Source organism: Xanthomonas sp. A1809 (genome assembly GCF_017746015.1).
GTDB classification, from domain to species: domain Bacteria; phylum Pseudomonadota; class Gammaproteobacteria; order Xanthomonadales; family Xanthomonadaceae; genus Xanthomonas; species Xanthomonas euvesicatoria.
This window is the reverse complement of record NZ_JAGHWZ010000004.1, coordinates 340,152-358,122: the sequence shown is the minus strand read 5'-3', so window position 1 is coordinate 358,122 and position 17,971 is coordinate 340,152. Positions and strand designations below refer to the sequence as shown.

At 65.3% G+C, this 17,971-nt stretch carries 18 protein-coding genes; 10 read left to right on the top strand and 8 right to left on the bottom strand.

Annotation, left to right across the window (positions count from 1 at the left end; genetic code table 11):
- Nucleotides 1-65 precede the first annotated feature (65 nt).
- Both J7396_RS05475 and J7396_RS05470 read left to right on the top strand, forming a co-directional pair.
- Nucleotides 66-1,784, top strand: coding sequence for an ExeM/NucH family extracellular endonuclease (locus J7396_RS05475; RefSeq protein ID WP_029818304.1), 1,719 nt, complete (start codon nt 66-68; stop codon nt 1,782-1,784).
- A 55-nt stretch (nt 1,785-1,839) separates the two neighbouring features.
- Entirely contained in the window at nt 1,840-2,283 is a 444-nt protein-coding gene (locus J7396_RS05470) for an SHOCT domain-containing protein (RefSeq protein ID WP_209261192.1), read from the top strand.
- A gap of 90 nt (nt 2,284-2,373) precedes the next feature.
- On the opposite strand, the gene J7396_RS05465 is transcribed toward J7396_RS05470, so the two are convergent.
- Complete coding sequence (locus tag J7396_RS05465; protein WP_008572283.1) at nt 2,374-2,760, bottom strand: MerC family mercury resistance protein; 387 nt, start codon at nt 2,758-2,760, stop codon at nt 2,374-2,376.
- Between the two features lie 52 nt (nt 2,761-2,812).
- Between J7396_RS05465 and J7396_RS05460 the strand changes: the two genes are divergently transcribed.
- Nucleotides 2,813-4,138, top strand: a complete 1,326-nt coding sequence (locus tag J7396_RS05460; RefSeq protein ID WP_209261117.1) for a GTP-binding protein — start codon at nt 2,813-2,815, stop codon at nt 4,136-4,138.
- 163 nt (nt 4,139-4,301) lie between these two features.
- Here J7396_RS05460 and xopR read toward each other — a convergent pair whose 3' ends face one another.
- Nucleotides 4,302-5,516 (bottom strand): type III secretion system effector protein XopR, encoded by a 1,215-nt coding sequence (gene xopR / locus J7396_RS22720; protein WP_280515012.1) that lies wholly within the window; start codon nt 5,514-5,516, stop codon nt 4,302-4,304.
- Nucleotides 5,517-5,612: 96 nt separating this feature from the next.
- Nucleotides 5,613-6,488, bottom strand: a complete 876-nt coding sequence (locus tag J7396_RS05450) for an EamA family transporter (protein ID WP_209261116.1) — start codon at nt 6,486-6,488, stop codon at nt 5,613-5,615.
- A gap of 66 nt (nt 6,489-6,554) precedes the next feature.
- Between J7396_RS05450 and J7396_RS05445 the strand changes: the two genes are divergently transcribed.
- The 4 genes from J7396_RS05445 (at nt 6,555) to J7396_RS05430 (ending at nt 9,816) form a co-directional block, all read left to right on the top strand.
- Entirely contained in the window at nt 6,555-7,217 is a 663-nt protein-coding gene (locus J7396_RS05445; protein ID WP_014089045.1) for an alpha/beta hydrolase, read from the top strand.
- An 81-nt stretch (nt 7,218-7,298) separates the two neighbouring features.
- A complete protein-coding gene (gene zapE / locus J7396_RS05440; protein ID WP_011345994.1) occupies nt 7,299-8,393 on the top strand; it encodes a cell division protein ZapE in 1,095 nt (364 codons plus the stop codon).
- A gap of 397 nt (nt 8,394-8,790) precedes the next feature.
- Nucleotides 8,791-9,252, top strand: a complete 462-nt coding sequence (locus J7396_RS05435; protein WP_005912321.1) for a MarR family transcriptional regulator — start codon at nt 8,791-8,793, stop codon at nt 9,250-9,252.
- Nucleotides 9,253-9,387: 135 nt separating this feature from the next.
- A complete protein-coding gene (locus J7396_RS05430) occupies nt 9,388-9,816 on the top strand; it encodes an organic hydroperoxide resistance protein (protein ID WP_003488682.1) in 429 nt (142 codons plus the stop codon).
- Nucleotides 9,817-10,050: 234 nt separating this feature from the next.
- Here the strand turns inward: J7396_RS05430 and J7396_RS05425 are convergent, their stop codons facing one another.
- Entirely contained in the window at nt 10,051-10,854 is an 804-nt protein-coding gene (locus tag J7396_RS05425; protein WP_209261115.1) for a DUF2884 family protein, read from the bottom strand.
- A 219-nt stretch (nt 10,855-11,073) separates the two neighbouring features.
- Between J7396_RS05425 and J7396_RS05420 the strand changes: the two genes are divergently transcribed.
- A complete protein-coding gene (locus J7396_RS05420) occupies nt 11,074-11,490 on the top strand; it encodes a hypothetical protein (RefSeq protein ID WP_014089047.1) in 417 nt (138 codons plus the stop codon).
- Between the two features lie 309 nt (nt 11,491-11,799).
- Here the strand turns inward: J7396_RS05420 and xopE are convergent, their stop codons facing one another.
- The 3 genes from xopE to J7396_RS05405 all read right to left on the bottom strand — a co-directional run bounded on the left by xopE (nt 11,800) and on the right by J7396_RS05405 (nt 15,315).
- On the bottom strand, nt 11,800-13,002 hold the full coding sequence (gene xopE / locus J7396_RS05415; RefSeq protein ID WP_209261114.1) for a XopE/AvrPphe family type III secretion system effector: 1,203 nt from the start codon (nt 13,000-13,002) through the stop codon (nt 11,800-11,802).
- 178 nt (nt 13,003-13,180) lie between these two features.
- Entirely contained in the window at nt 13,181-14,209 is a 1,029-nt protein-coding gene (locus J7396_RS05410; protein ID WP_122273426.1) for an NADP-dependent oxidoreductase, read from the bottom strand.
- A 134-nt stretch (nt 14,210-14,343) separates the two neighbouring features.
- Nucleotides 14,344-15,315, bottom strand: coding sequence for an aldo/keto reductase (locus tag J7396_RS05405; RefSeq protein WP_011346000.1), 972 nt, complete (start codon nt 15,313-15,315; stop codon nt 14,344-14,346).
- A 233-nt stretch (nt 15,316-15,548) separates the two neighbouring features.
- Between J7396_RS05405 and J7396_RS05400 the strand changes: the two genes are divergently transcribed.
- Together J7396_RS05400 and J7396_RS05395 are read left to right on the top strand one after the other, a co-directional pair.
- The gene (locus J7396_RS05400; RefSeq protein WP_008572322.1) at nt 15,549-16,403 is read left to right on the top strand and encodes a class I SAM-dependent methyltransferase; all 855 of its coding nucleotides are present in this window, start codon (nt 15,549-15,551) and stop codon (nt 16,401-16,403) included.
- 93 nt (nt 16,404-16,496) lie between these two features.
- The gene (locus J7396_RS05395; RefSeq protein WP_071117235.1) at nt 16,497-17,069 is read left to right on the top strand and encodes a pseudouridine synthase; all 573 of its coding nucleotides are present in this window, start codon (nt 16,497-16,499) and stop codon (nt 17,067-17,069) included.
- A gap of 330 nt (nt 17,070-17,399) precedes the next feature.
- Here J7396_RS05395 and J7396_RS05390 read toward each other — a convergent pair whose 3' ends face one another.
- On the bottom strand, nt 17,400-17,831 hold the full coding sequence (locus tag J7396_RS05390) for a hypothetical protein (protein WP_008572324.1): 432 nt from the start codon (nt 17,829-17,831) through the stop codon (nt 17,400-17,402).
- Nucleotides 17,832-17,971: the final 140 nt, after the last annotated feature.

Here is a 17,971-nt window from a genome sequence, read left to right as displayed (position 1 = left end):
TTTCGTTATCACGCGCCGCCTTTCCGGGCGGCGTTTGCGTTTGATCCACTCACTGGAGTCGTTCGATGTCGCCTCGCCCGCTGGTTGTGCTCGGTTTGGTTGGTCTGTTGGCCCCGTTGCTGTGCAGCGCCGCCGATGGTGCCGCGCAGCGGCTCTCGATTGCCGACGTGCAGGGCGAAGACAGCCGCAGCCCGTACGACGGTCGCGTGGTGGAGGTGGAAGCAATCGTCACCGCCGATACGCGCGCGGGGCTGGCCGGCCTGTTCGTGCAGCAGCCCGGGTTCGAACCGCGGCGCTCGCATGGCCTGTTCGTCACCGGGGCCGGCAATGCCGAGCTGGCGGTGGGCGACCGCGTGCGCATCGTCGGCACCGTGCGCGAGGTTTCGGCAGGTGGCGAGGCGAGCCTGACCACCGTGGACGCCAGCAGCATCGAGCGGCTTGCCAGTGGCCAGCCGGTGCCGGTGCGCATGCTCAGCGGCCCGCCGGCCAACTGGGAAGCGCTGGAAGGCGAGCACGTGCGCATCGCCTCGCTCACGCTCAATGGCAGCGACCGCCTGGATACGTACGGCGAGCTGGTCGCCGCGTTCGGCGGACGCCTGTGGCAGCCGAGCGAGGTCGCCGCTGCCGGCACGCCGGCGTTCGCGCAGGTGCAGGCCGATAACGCACGTCGTCGCGTGTTGCTGGACGATGCGCGCAACGGCCGCAGCCCCAAGACGGTGTCGTATCTGCCGGCCGATCCGGTGTTGCGCAGCGGCAGCCTGCTCAAATCGGTCGATGGCATCGTCGATCAACGCTACGACGGCAACTATCGCATCCAGGTGCTGAGCCCACTGACCTTGCCGGCGATGCCCACAGCCGTTGCGCCGCAGGTGGGCGGCGATCTGCGTATTGCCTCGTTCAACCTGGAGAATTTCTTCAACGGCAATGGCCGTGGCGGTGGCTTCCCGACCAAGCGTGGCGCACGCACGCACGAACAGTTCCAGGCGCAGCTGGCCAAGCTGGTCGCCACCATCGTGCCATTGGACGCCGACGTGGCTGCGTTGATGGAAGTGGAAAACGACGGCAACGGCGCCGATGCGGCGGTATCGCAACTGGTGGCCGCGCTCAACGCTGCCGGCAAGGACAAGGATTGGCAGTTCGTCGATACCGGCAGCGGCCCGGGCGACGATGCGATCCGGGTCGGCATCCTCTATCGCAGCTCGCAGGTCACCCCGGTCGGCAAGCCGGCCACGCTGACCGGCGGGCCGTTCGAGAACCACAGTCGCGTGCCGCTGGCGCAGGCGTTTCGCAGTGCGCGCGGAGCCACCTTCGTGGTGGTCGCCAATCACTTCAAGTCCAAAGGCTGCGGCAACGCCAGCGGTGCCGACGCCGATCAGCAGGACGGCCAGGCCTGCTGGAATGCCACCCGGACCGAATCGGCCAAGCGGTTGCACCAGTGGCTGCAGACCGACCCCACTGGCGCGCAGACCAAGCTCGCCGTGCTGCTGGGCGACTTCAATGCCTATGCGATGGAAATGCCGATGCGCAGCCTGCGCGCCAGCGGCTGGCAGGACGCGTTTGCAGTGGCCGGTGTGAAGCAGCCCTACAGCTACGTTTACGACGGCCTGAGCGGGCGCCTGGACCATGCGTTGCTCAGCCCGGCGATGGCCAAGCAGCTGCGTGGCGCGGCCGAATGGCATATCAATGCCGATGTCATGGACGACGCCGGCTACGCCAAGCGCAACCTGCCCGGGCCGTGGCGCAGCTCCGATCACGACCCGGTGTTGCTGGGTTTTTCGTTGTAGCGCGATCTGGTGGGTCATGTTTACTAGTTTTCATCATCATCTGATCGGAGGAATAATGAAGTTTCTGTGTGTAGCGGCGCTGCTTTCTGTCAGCGTCACTGCTCTTGCAAAGGAGCCAACTCTGATCGGAGAAGGCAAGTACATGCTCGTCGAGCAGAACATCACGATCTTTGGAAGTTCAGACAAGATCGTTGCAAAGCTTATGCAGCAGGCTGGTAAGTTCTGTCAGGCCAAAAACGGGAAAGAGGCCTTTTTGCTTCAAAGAGATGGCTCGGAAGCTATTCCAGGCACGATTAACAACAGCGGCCATCTAAGGCAGGCCGCTCGCGGAGCAACGGGAACCATCTACTTTCAGTGTGGTGCACCTGAGCCCGTAGCGTCAGCTTCAGACAGCGCGGCCAAGTATGAGAATCTCGCAAAACTCAAAGCACTACTTGATGCTGGTGCAATTACGCTTGGCGAGTACGACGCCGAGAAGAAGAAGCTCTTGGGCAATTGAGGATTAGCCAAGAATTCACTCGAGCCGAATCTGATTCTTGAGTCTTCCTGATGCAGACGTTGTGCACCTAGTTAGATTTGACCGCTAGGTCTAGCAGTGTGTGCGGCGACGCAGCCGCAGATTGAGCAGATGCGTGCTGGCCAGCAGCAGGCTGCCGGCGACCGTGACCGGTGTTTCCAGCGCATCGCCGACCAGACCGCTCGCTCCAATCACCAGCCCGGCCAGTCCGCACAGCGCCAGCACCCAGACCGGCGCCGGCAGGGCGTGCCGGCGATGCGTGCTCCATAGCGCGTAGCCGCTCAGCGGCACCGCCGCCGTGGCGAACATCACATGTATCCACTCGGCCCGGCTCCAGGCGCCCAGTAGCGGGAGCGTGGCGGCCAGCAGCGGCAGGGCGAGGCAATGCAACAGGCATAACCCGGACAAGGCGATGGCCGAGCTGTCCAGCAGGGAGGCGGTGGCGCGCATCAGAAGCATCCGGTCCAGTAAGTGTTATATAGTAACACTTCTTTCCCGCCAGGTTCTCAGGATGTCTCTGTCCCCCCAGCGCGATGCGCGCCTTCCCGTCACCGTGTTGTCCGGCTTTCTGGGTGCGGGCAAGACCACCTTGCTCAACCGCATCCTGCACAACCGCGACGGCTTGCGGGTGGCGGTCATCGTCAACGACATGAGCGAGGTCAACATCGACGCGCAGCTGGTTCGCGAGGGCGGCGCGGCGTTGCGGCGCACCGAAGAGACGCTGGTGGAATTCAGTAATGGCTGCATCTGCTGCACGCTGCGCGACGATCTGCTGCAGGAAATGCGGCGGCTGGCCGAGCAGGGCCGCTACGACTATCTGCTGATCGAATCGACCGGTATTGCCGAGCCGATGCCGGTGGCAGCCACCTTCGCAGTGCGCGATGCCGATGGTTTCAGCCTGTCGGACATCGCCCGGCTGGACACCATGGTGACGGTGGTGGACGGCAGCCATTTCCTGGAAGACTTCGGCTCGGCTGCCACGCTGGCCGACCTGGGCCAGCAAGCCGGCCCGGACGACACGCGCGGGCTGGTGCAGTTGCTGGGCGAACAGGTGGAGTTCGCCGATGTGCTGGTGATCAGCAAGTGCGACCGCATCGACGCGCAGCAGCTGCAACGCCTTCGCGCCGTGTTGCGCGCGCTCAACCGCGACGCGGCAATTGTGGATGCCGCGCACGGCGAAGTGCCGCTGCAGCAGCTGCTGGACACCGGGCGTTTCGATTTCACCCGTGCGCAGCTGGCGCCGGGCTGGATGCAGGAACTGCGCGGCCAGCACACGCCCGAGACCGAGGAATACGGCATCAGCAGCTTCGTGTACCGCGCACGCCGGCCATTCCATCCGCAGCGCTTCGCGCGCATGGTGCACAGCGGCTTGCCGCAGGTGATCCGCAGCAAGGGCTTCTTCTGGCTGGCCAGTCGCATGGATTGGGTGGGCGAACTGTCCAGCGTGGGCGGTGCCACCCAGACCAGCGCGGCCGGGTTCTGGTTCGCTGCGCGCCACCGTGTGGATGCGCAGTCGGTCGGCCAGCCGCTGCAGACCAGCGTCACGCCACTGCCATACACCGATATCGGCTGGCAGCGGCAACAGACGCAGTGCTGGACCGCGCCACTGCCGCAACCGCACGAGGTGGGCGATGCCAACGAATACGCCGCGATGCAGCGGTTGTGGCATCCGCTCTGGGGCGACCGCCGCCAGGAACTGGCGGTGATCGGCGTGGACATGGATGCACCGCGTACACGCGCCGCGCTGGACGCGTGCCTGCTCAGCGACCAGGAACTACGGCAGGGGCCGGCGCAATGGCAACTGCTGGATGACCCATTCCCGCACTGGGCGCGTTGAAGGCAGCACTGCTGCCGCCCGACAGGCGAGCCGCGGCCATCGCCAGTCTCATCGCACTGGCGAGATCGCAGTTTTGGTCAACGGCACGCCGTGTCGTGGCTGACGCCAGGGCGTGCGTGGATGCTGGCGGTCCGCGGACGCCTTGCGCGCAACGACGACGCGCTCAATAGCCGTTGTTGATCGCCTCCTGATGGTCGTCGCGTTCGTTCTGCTCGGACAGCGCACGCTCCTGCGGCGTGGTGGGGATGCTGTCCATCAAGCGTGGCGCACCCATCCGATGCAACTGGTCGTCGGTGCGCTTGACCATGTCTTCCAGTGCCAGCACGTTGGTATAGCCCTGCATCATGCGTTCCAGGCGTCGGATCTTGTCGGGCGGAGCATCGCTCTCCTTCAAGGATTGCAGGCGCCGCTGCGCGCGCGTGTAATACCGTGCCATCTTGGTCATGTCGATATTTTCGCGGACCGCAAGCAACGCACGGCGATTGGACTGCATCACGTCATATTGGACCATGGCCAGCCGACTGCTGGTGGTCCTCGGCGCAGCGATCTTCTCCAATGGCGCCAGCGCCGCCAACATCCCATCGAGCTGCCGATCGCGCACGGCGTCGCGCTCGGCGATCAGGGCCGCACGCATCTCGAACACCGACCTTTCCTGCGGGCTAGGCGCCCGGCGCTCTTTGTAGAGGCGCCGGCCGATGTGATGGCACTGCTCGTTGAGCGCGGCCAATTCCAGATTCATGTTGCGCACCGGGCGTAGCCGCCTGGACGGCGAGGGCGGAGCCGGTGTCGCCGCTTTCGGGGAAGCAGCCGGTGCCGGCCGCACGGGGAACGTCGGCTGCTGCGGCGACCGTAGCGGTTCGCGCCTGGCCACGTTTGGAACCTGCTGCTGCCGCTGTTGCTCGGGAGCGCGTTGACGTTGCTGAAAGCGTTCTGTCGCGCGTGGCGGCGACGGCGGTTGCTGCGGTGGCGCTGCTGTGTATATCGGCGCACGATTGCGCGGCTGAGGCATCGCCTCGGGCGCCTTCCATCGCGCATCGACGCCAGCCTGCAGTGCCGGTGGGCGCGGGTGCGTGCCTTGCCTGGCAGCGTTCGGTGCCGATGTGGCCAGCGCAGGCTGGCTCTGCGCCGTTTTCGTGGCTGGCGCTCCCATGCACATCGACGGCAGCTGTTTGCGTAGCATGGCCAGCGACTTGCGTGCCGAAGCCAGCATGCCTTGCCGCGATTTGGCCGCGCCCTGCGCGGTGCCGGCCTTGGGCGCGTGAGACAGCAGGTGCGGCGACGGCGTCGCACCTGCTGTCGCTGCCGTATCGGTGGCTGCCGGATTGAACGGCTCCGGGGCAACCGGATGAGTGCTGCGAAAGAACGAAGTCAGGCGCATCACAAACTCCCGCGGGAATGCACGCTCATGCTAGCGACCGCCAACCGGCGCGGAAGACGGATGGCGAACCGACGTCGCGCAGGCCGAAAGCGGGCGTCAACCCAGACGTATTCCCCAGGCGATCGCCGCGATGGCCGGTGCGGCCAGTGCCAGCCCCAACCAGCCGCGCAGGCCCAGGCGTTCGGCAAATCCCAATGTGCCCACCAGTGCCCCCAGCACGACCACACCCAGATTCATGCTGGCAAACACGGTCGCCGGGCTGTGCGGCAGCAGCTGGTGGGCACGTACGTAACACAGGATGTTGCCGAAATTGAGCGCACCCAACAGCACGCCGGCAAGCATGCTGCGGGTGCTCAGGCGTGCGCCACGTGCCCAACGCACGCTCTGCACGCCAAGCATCAGCAAGAAGGCCAGCGCAAAGCACAAGGTCAACGAGGTCAGCGATGGTGTCCCGGCCTGCGCGATGTGCTTGAGCAGCAGGTCGATGAGCGCAAAGCCCATCCAGACGCCAATCAGCCAGGGCAGGCCGGTTGTGCTCGGCAGCGGATCGGTCGCTAGGTGCTGACGGGGGCGTCGCACGATGCACACGATGGCCGCCATGCCCAGCGCAAGCCCTGCCAGTTTCCAGCCATTGACCGGTTCGCCGAACACGGTGAAGGCGGCGGCCAACGAGAGCACCAGCGACAAGCGTTGCGCGACATCGGTGCGCACGACGCCGGCCACCGCGACCGACCGCGCCAGCACCAGGAAGATGGAAGGCAGCGCCACGGCCAACAGCAGCAACGCCAACCAGGGAGTAGTCGTGACGCGTAGCGTGTCCAGCGCCGGATGCAGGATCAGCCAGGCCAGGAGTGCAGCGGTGGCGTAGTTCCAGGTAATGGCCTGAAACACGTCGATCCGGTGGCGTGGCGCAAGCTTCAACAGCACCGACACCAGGACACTGCAGACAACGGCAAACAGCAGAAAATGCATGGGCAACGCAACGAAGTGTGCAGGCAGGGCGATGAACGCGGCCGGCGGGGCGGCTATTATGCAGGCATGTCCAATCCCTCATTCCCCACCGAATCGGCTGCGTTGACCTTGGACGGGCCGGTCGGCCCGCTGGATGTCGCGGTCGATCTGCCCGAGCCGGATGTTGCCGCACACGCGGTCACCGCCATCTTCTGTCATCCGCTCTCCACCGAGGGCGGCAGCATGCACAACAAGGTCGTCACCATGGCCGCGCGCGCGCTGCGCGAGCTGGGCATCACCGTGGTGCGCTTCAATTTCCGCAGCGTCGGCAATTCGGCCGGCGCGTTCGACCATGGCGATGGCGAGCAGGACGACCTGCGTGCGGTTGCCGAGTGGGTGCGTGCGCAGCGGCCAGGCCACACGTTGTGGTTGGGCGGTTTCAGCTTCGGCGCGTATGTCTCGTTGCGCGCCGCCGGCTCGCTCGAACCGCAGGTGCTGATCTCGATCGCGCCGCCGGCCGGGCGCTGGGATTTCAGCGACATCCAGCCGCCGGCGCAATGGTTGGTGATCCAGGGCGATGCCGACGAGATCGTCGACCCGCAGGCGGTCTACGACTGGTTGGAAACGCTGGAGCAGCAACCCGAGCTGGTGCGCATGCCCGACACCAGCCATTTCTTCCACCGCAAATTGATCGACCTGCGCGGTGCGATCCAGCATGGTGTCCGGCGCTGGTTGCCGGCCGCAGCCTGACCGCGGCACGGCCCACGCGTATCGCCAGGCGATGCGCTGTTGAGCGGTCCGCGCAACAGCCGGCGGCCCGCGGAGAATGCAATGAGTGAGATGACCCCGTCGCAGCGCTACGCCGCAGGCGTACAACGCGGCGACTGGCGCGCCGACCCTGCGCAGCAGGCGGCCTTGGCCGAGCTGGACCGCATCCACGAGGCGCTGGTGGACAGCGCGCAAGATGGTTGGCTGGACCGGCTGTCGGCGTTCTGGAAAAAGCCCGAGCCGGTACGCGGCTTGTACTTCTGGGGCGGTGTCGGGCGCGGCAAGACCTTTCTGGTCGATCTGTTCTACGACGGCCTGCCGATCAAGCAGAAATACCGCACCCACTTCCACCGCTTCATGCGCGGCGTGCACGAGCAGTTGCGCGAGCACGCCGGGCAAAGCGATCCGCTGGCACGCATCGCCCAGCAGTGGCGCGAGAACCTGCGCGTGCTGGTGCTGGACGAATTCTTCGTTACCGATATCGGCGATGCGATGCTGCTGGCACGTTTGCTCGAACGCCTGTTCGCCGAAGGCGTGACGCTGGTGACCACGTCCAACACCGCGCCGGAAAACCTCTATGCCAACGGCTTGCAGCGCGACAGTTTCATGCCGGCGATCGGGTTGCTGCAGAAGTTCTGCGTGGAGCTCTACGCCGAAGGCACCGAGGATTACCGCATGCGCGCGCTGACGCGTTCGCCGGTGTATCGCGCGCCGTTGGATGCGCAGGCCGACGATTGGCTTGCGCAGCGGTGGGCCGAGTTGAGCGGCAACGCCGAGGCGCGTGCCGGCAATATCGAAATCGAGGCGCGCAAGATTCCGGTGCGCGCACGCGGCAAGAGCATCGCCTGGTTCGATTTTGCTGCGCTGTGCGAAGGCCCGCGCGGACCCAGCGACTACATCGAGATTGCGCGCGAGTTCACCACCGTGTTGCTGGGCGGTATTCCGCACTTCGACCGCATGAACGAAGACGCCGCGCGCCGCTTCGTCAACCTGATCGACGAGCTGTACGACCGCCATGTCAATCTGGTCTGCACCGCGCAAGACGCACCGCCGGCCCTATACAGCGGCCAGCGCCTGGCCGGTGCATTCGAGCGCACCGCTTCGCGCCTGATCGAAATGCAGAGCGCGGAGTATCTGGCAACGGCGCATCGCGCGTGAGTCGGTCATCGGATAGGCGATGACCTGTGCGATTGCCACTGCCGTGCATGTGCGGTGGTGGCACTGCACTGCCGGCAGCGTGACCGCTCAACTGCGGTTGACGACGATAGTCGGGTTGTTGCTGGTACGTCCTTCAATTCCTTCGTGGAGCCTATGAGGCGCCCCAGGTGATGCCGTGCGCATCCGGCGATCGTGATACGTGCCGCCGCCATGTCACGCGCGGCTGTGGCATCCCTGCCACAGCGCCTGATCCTGCAGCGCTACTGCGAAGGCCCCAGCTCCCAGCCAGCGTCCGAAGTTCTGCGCAATGGCCGATGGTCCCCTACGGAGCCAAGCCGCAGAGAACATCCCAAAAAATCGCTTGCAATTAGATCGTACACTATGTAAATTGCGCCCCATGGACACTGCCACGGCCACCACTGCCCGCACCGATGCGCTGCTGCAGCTCGACAACCAGCTGTGCTTTGCGTTGTATTCGGCCAACCTGGCGATGCACAAGCTCTACCGCGGCTTGCTGAAGGCGCTGGACCTGACCTACCCGCAGTACCTGGTCATGCTGGTGCTGTGGGAGACCGACGAACGTAGCGTGTCGGAGATCGGCGAGCGCCTGTACCTGGATTCGGCCACGCTGACGCCGTTGCTCAAGCGCCTGCAGGCGGCCGGGTTGGTGACCCGCACGCGTGCGGCCAACGACGAGCGCCAGGTCATCATCGCGTTGACCGAGACCGGCCGTGCGTTGCGCAGCAAGGCGGGCGCGGTACCGGAGCAGGTGTTTTGTGCGTCGGCCTGTTCGTTGGACGAACTGCGTCAACTCAAGCAGGAACTGGAGAAGCTACGCTCCAGCCTTGGCGCCGGGTGAGCTTCCGGCATGTGCACTGTTTTGCAACGCGTCGTACACGATTCAATCGTCAACTATTGAACCTATTGAACCTATTGAACCTATTGAACCTATTGAACCCTCATGCGCCCCTCGCGCTCACCCTGGAGAACCACCATGGCCTCACCTGAAAAAGTCCTCTACACCGCCCACGCCACTGCCACCGGCGGCCGCGAAGGCCGTGCCGTGTCCTCGGACAAGGCGCTGGACGCCAAGTTGTCCACCCCGCGCGAGCTCGGCGGCGCCGGCGGCGACGGTACCAATCCGGAGCAGCTGTTCGCAGCCGGTTACGCTGCCTGTTTCATCGGTGCGATGAAGGCCGTCGCCGCACAGGACAAGCTCAAGCTGCCGGGCGAAGTGAGCATCGACAGCAGCGTGGGCATCGGCCAGATCCCGGGCGGCTTCGGCATCGTCGTGGAACTGCGTATCGCCGTGCCGGGCATGGACAAGGCCGAACTGCAGACGCTGGTCGACAAGGCCCATCAGGTCTGCCCGTACTCCAATGCGACCCGCGGCAATATCGACGTCACCCTGACCCTGGCGTAATGCAGGCCAGGCCGCGATGCGCAGTGCGTGTCACGGTTTCAACGACGGCCCGGCGCATGCGTCGGGCCGTTGTGCGTTGTGGCTTGAGAAGATTGCAGGTTAGCGCACGCATTGCCCGGCGATGACGCGCCAGCGGGCACTTCGGCGTCGCCTGTCATGGCATGCGCCGCGCGGCGTACGCACCGTGACGCACGGCAAGCGCATCGAGCAGACGCGCGCAAGGCGACACGCTGCTTAGCGCCTCGCCGTAGCCGCCACGCCAGTGGAGGCCACGACATCCGCCGGCTGCGGGTGCGCGTTGAGTTCCAGCATCTGCAAGCGCTCGCCGTTGAAGCGGTACTCCAGCGCTTGCTGCACGGCGTAGAGCGCTTGCGCCCGCACGCACAGGGTGCGGGCCTGCGCTTGGAGCGCGTCGCTGCGGCCCTGCATCTGCTGCTGCATCTGCGCATCCAATTGCTCGCCGCGGCGCTCCAACTCCGCAGCGCGTCCGCTCATCACCCTCCACATCATGCTGCGGGTGAGGCTGCCGGCCAGCTCCTCGGCGGCATGTTCGACGTTGGCTTCAAAGCGTTCGTCGAACAACGCTTGCTCCCACCGTCCACGCCCGAGGCTGCCATCGACCTGCGCCCGTGCTGCCGTGCGCAATTGCTCCACCTTGCGCCGCTGGCGCGCGCTGCCGGACAGCACGTGCACCACGCCATTGAGCGCATCGAACGTGATGTCGACCACCGACTGGGCAAGCGACGCCACCGCCGGCATCAACGCGCGCGTGCCTTGCTCCAGCTCGCGCAGGCGTTGCGCGTCGGCGGCGCTGACCGGCTGTGGTTGGCGGTCCACGTTGAGCTCGCCACCGTGGAAAAAGATCTCGCGCGGCAGGCCCTGTTTGCGGCGCAGCCAGATACCGCCGTTATCTGCGAGCACGTCGTAGGAGGTGCTGACCGTGCATTGCTGCGAGGACAGCCGCGGCGTTGCGGTCTGGGCCTGTGCGGCGCAGGCCACCAGCAGCCACAACGGTGCGAAGAACACGGTGCTGCGCATGCGGTGGCCTTGGGAATCGGGCCTTCAGCATTGCGCACGGTGCAGGGCGCCGCCATGGGAAGGAAGTCAGGGTGCCGCCGGTGCGCGTCGACAGGCGGTTGCAGCGAAGCGTGAACCCGGTCGAGCATCGGCGCACTGACGGCATTCAAACGACGCGCTCACTTGATTCTCACGGCTGATGGTGTGAATTATGTTGCACAGCAGCATCGGAGCCACGCAATGCTCGACCCACGCATCGAAAAGGTAGACCTGGCGCTTACCGAGATTGCCCAGGACCCGTCGGAAAAGGTGGCGCTGTGGCAATGGGCATGCCGCGAGATGCTGCACGAGACGCTGATCGGCATGCACCAGCTTTCGCATCTGGCCGGCATCGCCCGGCAGGTGGCCAACGACTGGCGCGAGCCGGTGGATGTCATCGCTCCCGCAAAGCCCTACCTGGCCGCGTCGGCGCTTGCCGACCGCCGTCTGCCGCAGGTGCTCGACGGCCTGGGCAGCACGCGCGACGACAACGACCGCGCCACCCTGTGGCGATTGCGTTACGCGAGCCTGATCGCCTCGACCCTGCAAGGCATGCAGGCGCTTGCCGAAAAGCACCGCATCGACCGCCAGGCGATGGCGATCGGGCCGTTGAACTAGCGGCGATCGGGCCGCACCTCGCGGTTATGTGTCTTGCACGTGGCTAGCAGCTGACGCTTGCGCGTCCGTTCAAAGGCGCATCTCACCCGGCAGCATTACCGGATCATCTTCAACCCGAGGTTTCTGCACGGGCCGCGCATCACGACACGGTCTTGCGCGCAGGCTGCTGGTGCCGCGCAGCTGAATTCCACCGTCTACCAACAACGTATTGCGCAGCAAAGGTGTTCGGCAGGCCGCCACCAGCCCATCAGGCCGATGACGGGGTACCGCTAAACGATCAGGCAGCTGTTGGCCTGATCGAAGGGGCGTTCATCTCGCCACCGTGACAGGCGGGCGCCACCCGCGTCGATACCAGAAAGCCTGCCTTGCATTGGTTCGGGCATTGGTGACAAAACGCTTCAGCCGTGTGTGAGAAGTTGGCGCCCAACTCAAGGGCGGGCGACCCAAGGCATCCAGGCGCGCTGCATCTTTCAGGATCGCTGTCGTCGTGCGCGGCGAGATGGGCTGTGCGTCATCCAGTCCGTAGGCTTGCCGCGCCGCATCGGCGGCCAGCGCCTTACGCGTCCGCGGCGATAACTCTTGCAGCCTCTGGCGCGTACTTTGGACCAGGTCGGGGGCGATGACCGGAGTTGAGGCATAGATCTTGCGAGGTACGGGCGGGGTGCGAACGACGCTCTCCACGCCGCGCAGATGTGCATGGAACTCGGTTTGCGGATCCTCGATTTCGGCTTGCAATGCGCGGGTCCTGGCCAGCGCATCGATTGCACCCGGCTTGTCGAAGCGCTCAATCGGATAGGTGGATGTGCGGTGGTATGTTCCGGCCCAGCGCGAATCCCTGAGTAGAACCGCCGGACCATCGGACCACGAGTCGAGAACGACGGCCGAGTCTTGGGCCTCTGCCGAGCCTGGAGGCTGGTACAGCGCGTACATGTGGGCGCACGCTTGGTCACAGACGTTGGTTATCTGCCCGCCACCCTCCATGCGGGCCGCATGCCGGCGCGTGTTGATCGCTGCGTTTTGGTCACAATTGCCTGCGCTGACAGCCAGCGCGCAACCTGCCATCAAATTGATGTCATGTTTCCCGGGCCAGTAAGACAGGAAACTGTAAGACAGGTAACTACAGGTGGAGCTGCGCCCATTGCTGAGCCGAAAATCGCTCTCCATATTGCCTCGTCCATGATGCAAGGCCAGCCGTGTCTCGTGCACCGTTGCCGTAGCGTCGGCCAGGCGTTGACGGTCGCGAACGTCTTCAATGGGCCTGCCGCTGAGGCGCATTCCGAGTTGGTAGGCGGCCTGCTGGACTTCGTGCGGCTGCAGGGTCGGTTTCCCGGAGCGCCTCCGCCTCGCACGGGCAGCGCCGAGTCTCGCCAAGCCCTGCAGGCTAGGCGGCACCGATGGCTCGGGTAAAGGCGCGGGGGCGGTGACCTGCTCTGAGGCAGAGCTTTCGGGATGCTCAGGTGACGCTGCCACGCTCGACCCAGACATCGCCGGCTTTGAAATGCATAGTCCCATGTCGCTCTCCGATCATGAACCCCGCACCCAGTGTGGCAAGGTGCTCGGCGAACGTTGCTGGTTCGCCGAAGTCGTGTGTGGGATCACGAATGATTGGCGCTGGCGCCGCCGCGCATTGGGTTGCTTGGGAATGGAAAATCGCAAGCGCGAAGGGTGTAGAGAGGCACGACGAATGCCGTTAGTCCAGAGCGACCACGGCCTTGCCGAAGTTCTTGCCGCGCAACACGTCGATCAGGCCCTGCGGGGCGCTGTCCAGGCCGTGCAACACGTGCTCGCGGTACTGAATTTTGTCTTCGCGCAGCCACTGACCCATTTCGCGCAGGAAGGCAGGCATCAGGCGGATGAAATCGTGCTGGATGAAGCCGCGCACCGTCAGGCGTTTGCGCAGCACCTGGCCCATGAAGTCGGGCAGGCGATCCGGGCCGGGGTGGGCTTGCCCGCGGCTGTTGTAGGTCGCGATCACGCCGCAGACCGGGATGCGTGCAAAGTCGTTGAGCTGCGGCAGCACCGCATCGAACACCTTGCCGCCAACGTTTTCGAAATAGATGTCGATGCCGTCCGGCGTTGCGGCGCGCAACTGCTCTGCAAAGTCGTCGGCGCGGTGGTCCAGCGCCACCTCCACCTGCAGCGTGTCACGCAGGTAACGTACTTTTTCTTCGCCACCGGCAATGGCGACCACGCGCAGGCCCTGCAGGCGTGCCAGCTGCGCCACCGTGGCGCCGACCGGGCCGCTGGCGGCAGCGACCACCAGCGTTTCGCCGGGCTGTGGCTTGCCGATTTCATGCAGGCCCGCATACGCGGTAAAGCCGGGCATGCCATAGACGCCGAGCGCGGTGCTCAGTGGCAGGCTGTCGTCCTTGGGCAGCTTGCGCAGGGGTGTTGTGGGGGTCAACAGGCTATGCGTCTGCCAGCCGCCGGGCAGCACCAGCAGATCGCCAGGCTGATAGTCGGCGTGATTGGACGCAATGACTTCGCCGACGGTGCCGCCTTCCATCACGGCATCGATGGCCACTGGCGCGGCGTAAGAGGGACCTTCGTCCATGCGGCCACGCATATACGGGTCCAGCGACAGGAAGCGATTGCGGACCAGAATCTGGTCGTGGCCGGTCGGTGCGACGGCGACCTCTTCGATGCGGAAATTGTCGGCGCTGGGTTCTCCGTGCGGGCGCGATGCCAGCACGATGCGGCGGTTGATGATGGACGTCATGGGGAATGGCTCGTAGGCAGTCCGCGCGTGGGCGGTCGGGTGAGCACAGCCGCTGTGCGGCTGCGCGGGAGAGTGCTGTCACAGGCGCAGCAGGGTGCATGGTCGGCACACAACGCGACATGCCCCCTGATGCACTAGCGCGGTGCCGATGACTCCGGCGCGCTGGCGCTGTCCAGTTGCGCGATCTGATCGGCACTGAGCGCCACGCGTGCGGCTGCCAGCACATCGTGCAACTGGGTCACGCTGGTGGCGCTGACGATCGGCGCGGTCAGGCCGGGGCGTGCGATCAGCCAGGCCAGCGCAATCTGCGCAGGCGTGGCGTTGTGCGTCACGGCCAGATCGTCCAGCGCCTGCAGGATGCGCAGTCCACGCGGGTTGACGTACTGCTTGACCACCGATGCACCGCGTGCGCTGCTCTTGCCAGCGTCGTCGGCGCTGCGATATTTGCCGGTGAGAAAGCCGCTGGCCAGCGAGTAATAGCTGATCACGCCCAGCTCGCGTTCGCGCACGAGGGGCTCCAGTTCGGCTTCGTAACCGGCGCGGTCGTACAGGTTGTATTCCGGCTGCAGGCTTTCGTAGCGCGGCAGCTTGTACTGCTCGGAAATATCCAGCGCATCGCGCAGGCGCGCAGCGCTGTAGTTGGACGCGCCGATCGCACGCACCTTGCCTTGCTCGATCAGTCGGCCGAATGCCGCCAGCGTGGCTTCCAGCGGAATCGATTCGTCGTCTTCGTGCGCCTGGTACAGATCGATCACATCGGTCTGCAGACGCGTCAGCGAATCTTCCACTGCTGCTGCGATGTTGTCCGGCGACAGGCCGGGATGCTCGCTCCACTTGGCGACCTTGGTGGCGATCAGCACCTTGTCGCGCTTGCCGCTGCGCGCAAGCCAGCGCCCGATGATGGTTTCCGATTCGCCGCCGCGATTGCCCGGTACCCAGCCGGAGTAAGCATCGGCCGTATCGATGAGATTGAAGCCGGCATCCACGAATGCATCGAGCAAGGCGAACGAGGTCGCCTCGTCCGCGCTCCAGCCGAACACATTGCCGCCGAAGACGATCGGTTGAACCTGCAGGCCGGAGCGGCCGAGTGCGCGGGGTTGGGTCATCGTGGATGCTCCTGATTCGAACTGGCAACAGGATAGTCACGCACACCGATGTTGCGTGTGACATCTGCGTGGATTCAGCGTTCCGCCGATCGTCCTCAGCAGCTCACAGGATCTGAACATGTCGGCGACGGGGGACGCGGCAACAGGCCTTGTGCGAATGCACGACGGGCACATGGCAGGCCCTGGAGCGCATGCTAGGCTCGCGCTACTTTTTCCCGGATGAGGGTGCTGCGATGATCGGCAACAAGCTGGCCTGTGCATGTGTGATGGGTGTGGTGGTGGCGATGAGCGCGCCGCTGGCGATGGCGGTGAAGCCTGCCGATAGCGCGAGCTTGCCCGCGCCCGACGCCGCATTGCAGGCAGCCATCAACGGCAACTGGCGCGACCGCGTGTACGTGCAGCGCGATCAGTATCGCCATCCCGGTCAGACGTTGGCGTTCTTCGGCATCAAGCCGACCCAGACCGTCATCGAAATTACTCCCGGCGGCGGCTGGTATTCGGAAATCCTGGCGCCGTACCTGCGCGAGAAGGGCAAGTACGTGGCCGCGGTGGTCGACCCGGCGTCGGCACCGGAAGGCCGCAGCCGCGAATATGCGCAGCGTGCGCGCGACGAGCTGGAGAAGAAGTTCCATGCCAAGCCGGAGGTGTATGGCAAGCCCTCGCTCGTGTCGTATGTGCCCAAGTCGCCGTCCTTTGGCGTGGACAACTCCGCCGACCTGGTGCTGACCTTTCGCAACGTGCACAACTGGCGCATGGCCGGCACTGCCGAGGCGATGTTCGCCGGCTTCTACAAGGTGCTCAAGCCCGGCGGCGTGCTTGGCGTGGTCGAACATCGCGCCAAGGCCGATGTGCCGGCCGACGACAAGAGCGGCTACGTTGGCCAGGCACAGGTGATTGCAATGGCCGAAGCCGCCGGTTTCACCCTGGTTGGCAAGAGCGAGGTCAACGCCAACCCGCGCGACACCAAGGACTACCCGGGCGGTGTGTGGACGCTGCCGCCCAGCAACAGCCATGACAAGGCCGACGATGCCAAGTACCAGGCCATCGGCGAGAGCGACCGCATGACCTTGAAGTTCGTCAAGCGCTGACGCCCGGCTGCATGCCGGCGCGTTGCGCGTGTCGGCATGCAGATGTTTGACGTCATCAGGGCATGTGCAGCGCGTCGCGCAACAGGATTGGCAATGTTGGTGTTGTTGAACAAACCCTACGGTGTGCTCTCGCAATTCAGCGACCGCTCGCAGCCGCCCAAGCGCACGCTGGCCGAGTTCGGCTTGCCGCCCGATGTGTATGCCGCAGGCCGTCTGGACCACGACAGCGAAGGCTTGCTGTTGCTGACCGATGACGGTGCATTGGCGCATCGGCTGACCGACCCGCGCCACAAACAGCCCAAGACGTACTGGGTCCAGGTGGAGGGCGCGCCGCAGCCCGAACAACTCCAGGCGTTGCGCGACGGGGTGGTGCTCAACGATGGACCCACCCGGCCGGCACAGGTGCGCATGCTCGACCAGGCACCGCAGCTGTGGCCGCGCGATCCTCCGGTGCGCGTGCGCAAGACCGTGCCCGATGCCTGGCTGGAGCTGCAGATCACCGAAGGCCGCAACCGTCAGGTGCGGCGCATGACCGCGGCGGTGGGCTTGCCGACCTTGCGCCTGGTGCGCGTGGCGATCGGCGATTGGCGGCTGGACGCGCTTGCACCTGGGCAGTGGCGCGCTGAAGACACGGCCAGCGCGCGCCCGCGCCGGAGCCCGCGCTGAGGTGTGGCATCTGTGGCGGGCGCGGTACGCGTGGCATTGCGTTAACGCGTGTAGCCGCTGACAGGACGTTCGCATCGCCAGCGGGCGCAACGACCGGAGCGTGTGAGCGGGCAGATCCTGTTCTTGTCTCCCGCTTCGCCTGAGCCACGCATGGCCGACCGTTATTCGATGGGTTCGATGGTCGTCCCATCATATGACGCAGACGGCACGCAGCGTGGGCCCCTCAATCGCTGACATCGGTGCATTGCGCTGCACGCAGACATGCATGCCACAAACGAAAAACGCCACGGCTTGGTGCCGTGGCGTTTTTGCATGACTTCGCGCGATGGCTTATTCGATGCCGTCGCTCGGGGTCACTGCACCGCGGCGCTGGTAGGCCGCACGGCGTGCGTTGGCATTGCTGGCATGTTCGCGATCCAGACGATGCACATTGCCGCCGAGCACCTGCTGGTCACGCTGACGCTTGCGGTACACCGCATAGCCGATCAGGCCCAGGCCTGCGACCGCGGCGGCAACCGTCACGGCCGGGTTGCGCTTGACCAGTTTGCTGGCGGCCTTGCCGCCGGTGCGCACTGCGCCGAGTGCGGCGCCGGTCTTGAGCCATTCGCTTGCGCTCGGTCCGAAATGACGCAGGCTGCTGCCGGCGTGGCGTGCCTGGTCGCCCGCATTGGACGCGGCATGACGCAGCTGGTCGCCCGCAGTGCCGGCCAGTTCCAGGGCACGCTCCAGGGCGCGTTCGGTGATCACAGTCAGCTTGCTCATCGGAGGCGTTTCCTTTCTGAGTACGTGACCTGCAGTCTGTGCGCTGATGCGTATAGGCGGCGTTAGCGGGACTGGATGCCGTTTGGCTTACGGTTAGGTAGTGCGCCGCGGTGGATTCCGAGCGCCCGTCTGTTTCACCG

Excerpts from the sequence above, each read along its gene's own strand:
- zapE (WP_011345994.1), top strand. The coding sequence starts at position 7,299 with ATGAGTGAGATGACCCCGTCGCAGCGCTACGCCGCAGGCGTACAACGC.
- J7396_RS05395 (WP_071117235.1), top strand. The coding sequence starts at position 16,497 with ATGTTGGTGTTGTTGAACAAACCCTACGGTGTGCTCTCGCAATTCAGC.
- J7396_RS05475 (WP_029818304.1), top strand. The coding sequence starts at position 66 with ATGTCGCCTCGCCCGCTGGTTGTGCTCGGTTTGGTTGGTCTGTTGGCC.
- xopR (WP_280515012.1), bottom strand. The coding sequence starts at position 5,516 with ATGCGCCTGACTTCGTTCTTTCGCAGCACTCATCCGGTTGCCCCGGAG.
- J7396_RS05420 (WP_014089047.1), top strand. The coding sequence starts at position 11,074 with ATGCTCGACCCACGCATCGAAAAGGTAGACCTGGCGCTTACCGAGATT.
- J7396_RS05450 (WP_209261116.1), bottom strand. The coding sequence starts at position 6,488 with ATGCATTTTCTGCTGTTTGCCGTTGTCTGCAGTGTCCTGGTGTCGGTG.
- J7396_RS05405 (WP_011346000.1), bottom strand. The coding sequence starts at position 15,315 with ATGACCCAACCCCGCGCACTCGGCCGCTCCGGCCTGCAGGTTCAACCG.
- J7396_RS05435 (WP_005912321.1), top strand. The coding sequence starts at position 8,791 with ATGGACACTGCCACGGCCACCACTGCCCGCACCGATGCGCTGCTGCAG.
- J7396_RS05425 (WP_209261115.1), bottom strand. The coding sequence starts at position 10,854 with ATGCGCAGCACCGTGTTCTTCGCACCGTTGTGGCTGCTGGTGGCCTGC.
- J7396_RS05430 (WP_003488682.1), top strand. The coding sequence starts at position 9,388 with ATGGCCTCACCTGAAAAAGTCCTCTACACCGCCCACGCCACTGCCACC.
- J7396_RS05470 (WP_209261192.1), top strand. The coding sequence starts at position 1,840 with ATGAAGTTTCTGTGTGTAGCGGCGCTGCTTTCTGTCAGCGTCACTGCT.
- J7396_RS05400 (WP_008572322.1), top strand. The coding sequence starts at position 15,549 with ATGATCGGCAACAAGCTGGCCTGTGCATGTGTGATGGGTGTGGTGGTG.
- J7396_RS05465 (WP_008572283.1), bottom strand. The coding sequence starts at position 2,760 with ATGCTTCTGATGCGCGCCACCGCCTCCCTGCTGGACAGCTCGGCCATC.
- xopE (WP_209261114.1), bottom strand. The coding sequence starts at position 13,002 with ATGGGACTATGCATTTCAAAGCCGGCGATGTCTGGGTCGAGCGTGGCA.
- J7396_RS05460 (WP_209261117.1), top strand. The coding sequence starts at position 2,813 with ATGTCTCTGTCCCCCCAGCGCGATGCGCGCCTTCCCGTCACCGTGTTG.
- J7396_RS05410 (WP_122273426.1), bottom strand. The coding sequence starts at position 14,209 with ATGACGTCCATCATCAACCGCCGCATCGTGCTGGCATCGCGCCCGCAC.
- J7396_RS05390 (WP_008572324.1), bottom strand. The coding sequence starts at position 17,831 with ATGAGCAAGCTGACTGTGATCACCGAACGCGCCCTGGAGCGTGCCCTG.
- J7396_RS05445 (WP_014089045.1), top strand. The coding sequence starts at position 6,555 with ATGTCCAATCCCTCATTCCCCACCGAATCGGCTGCGTTGACCTTGGAC.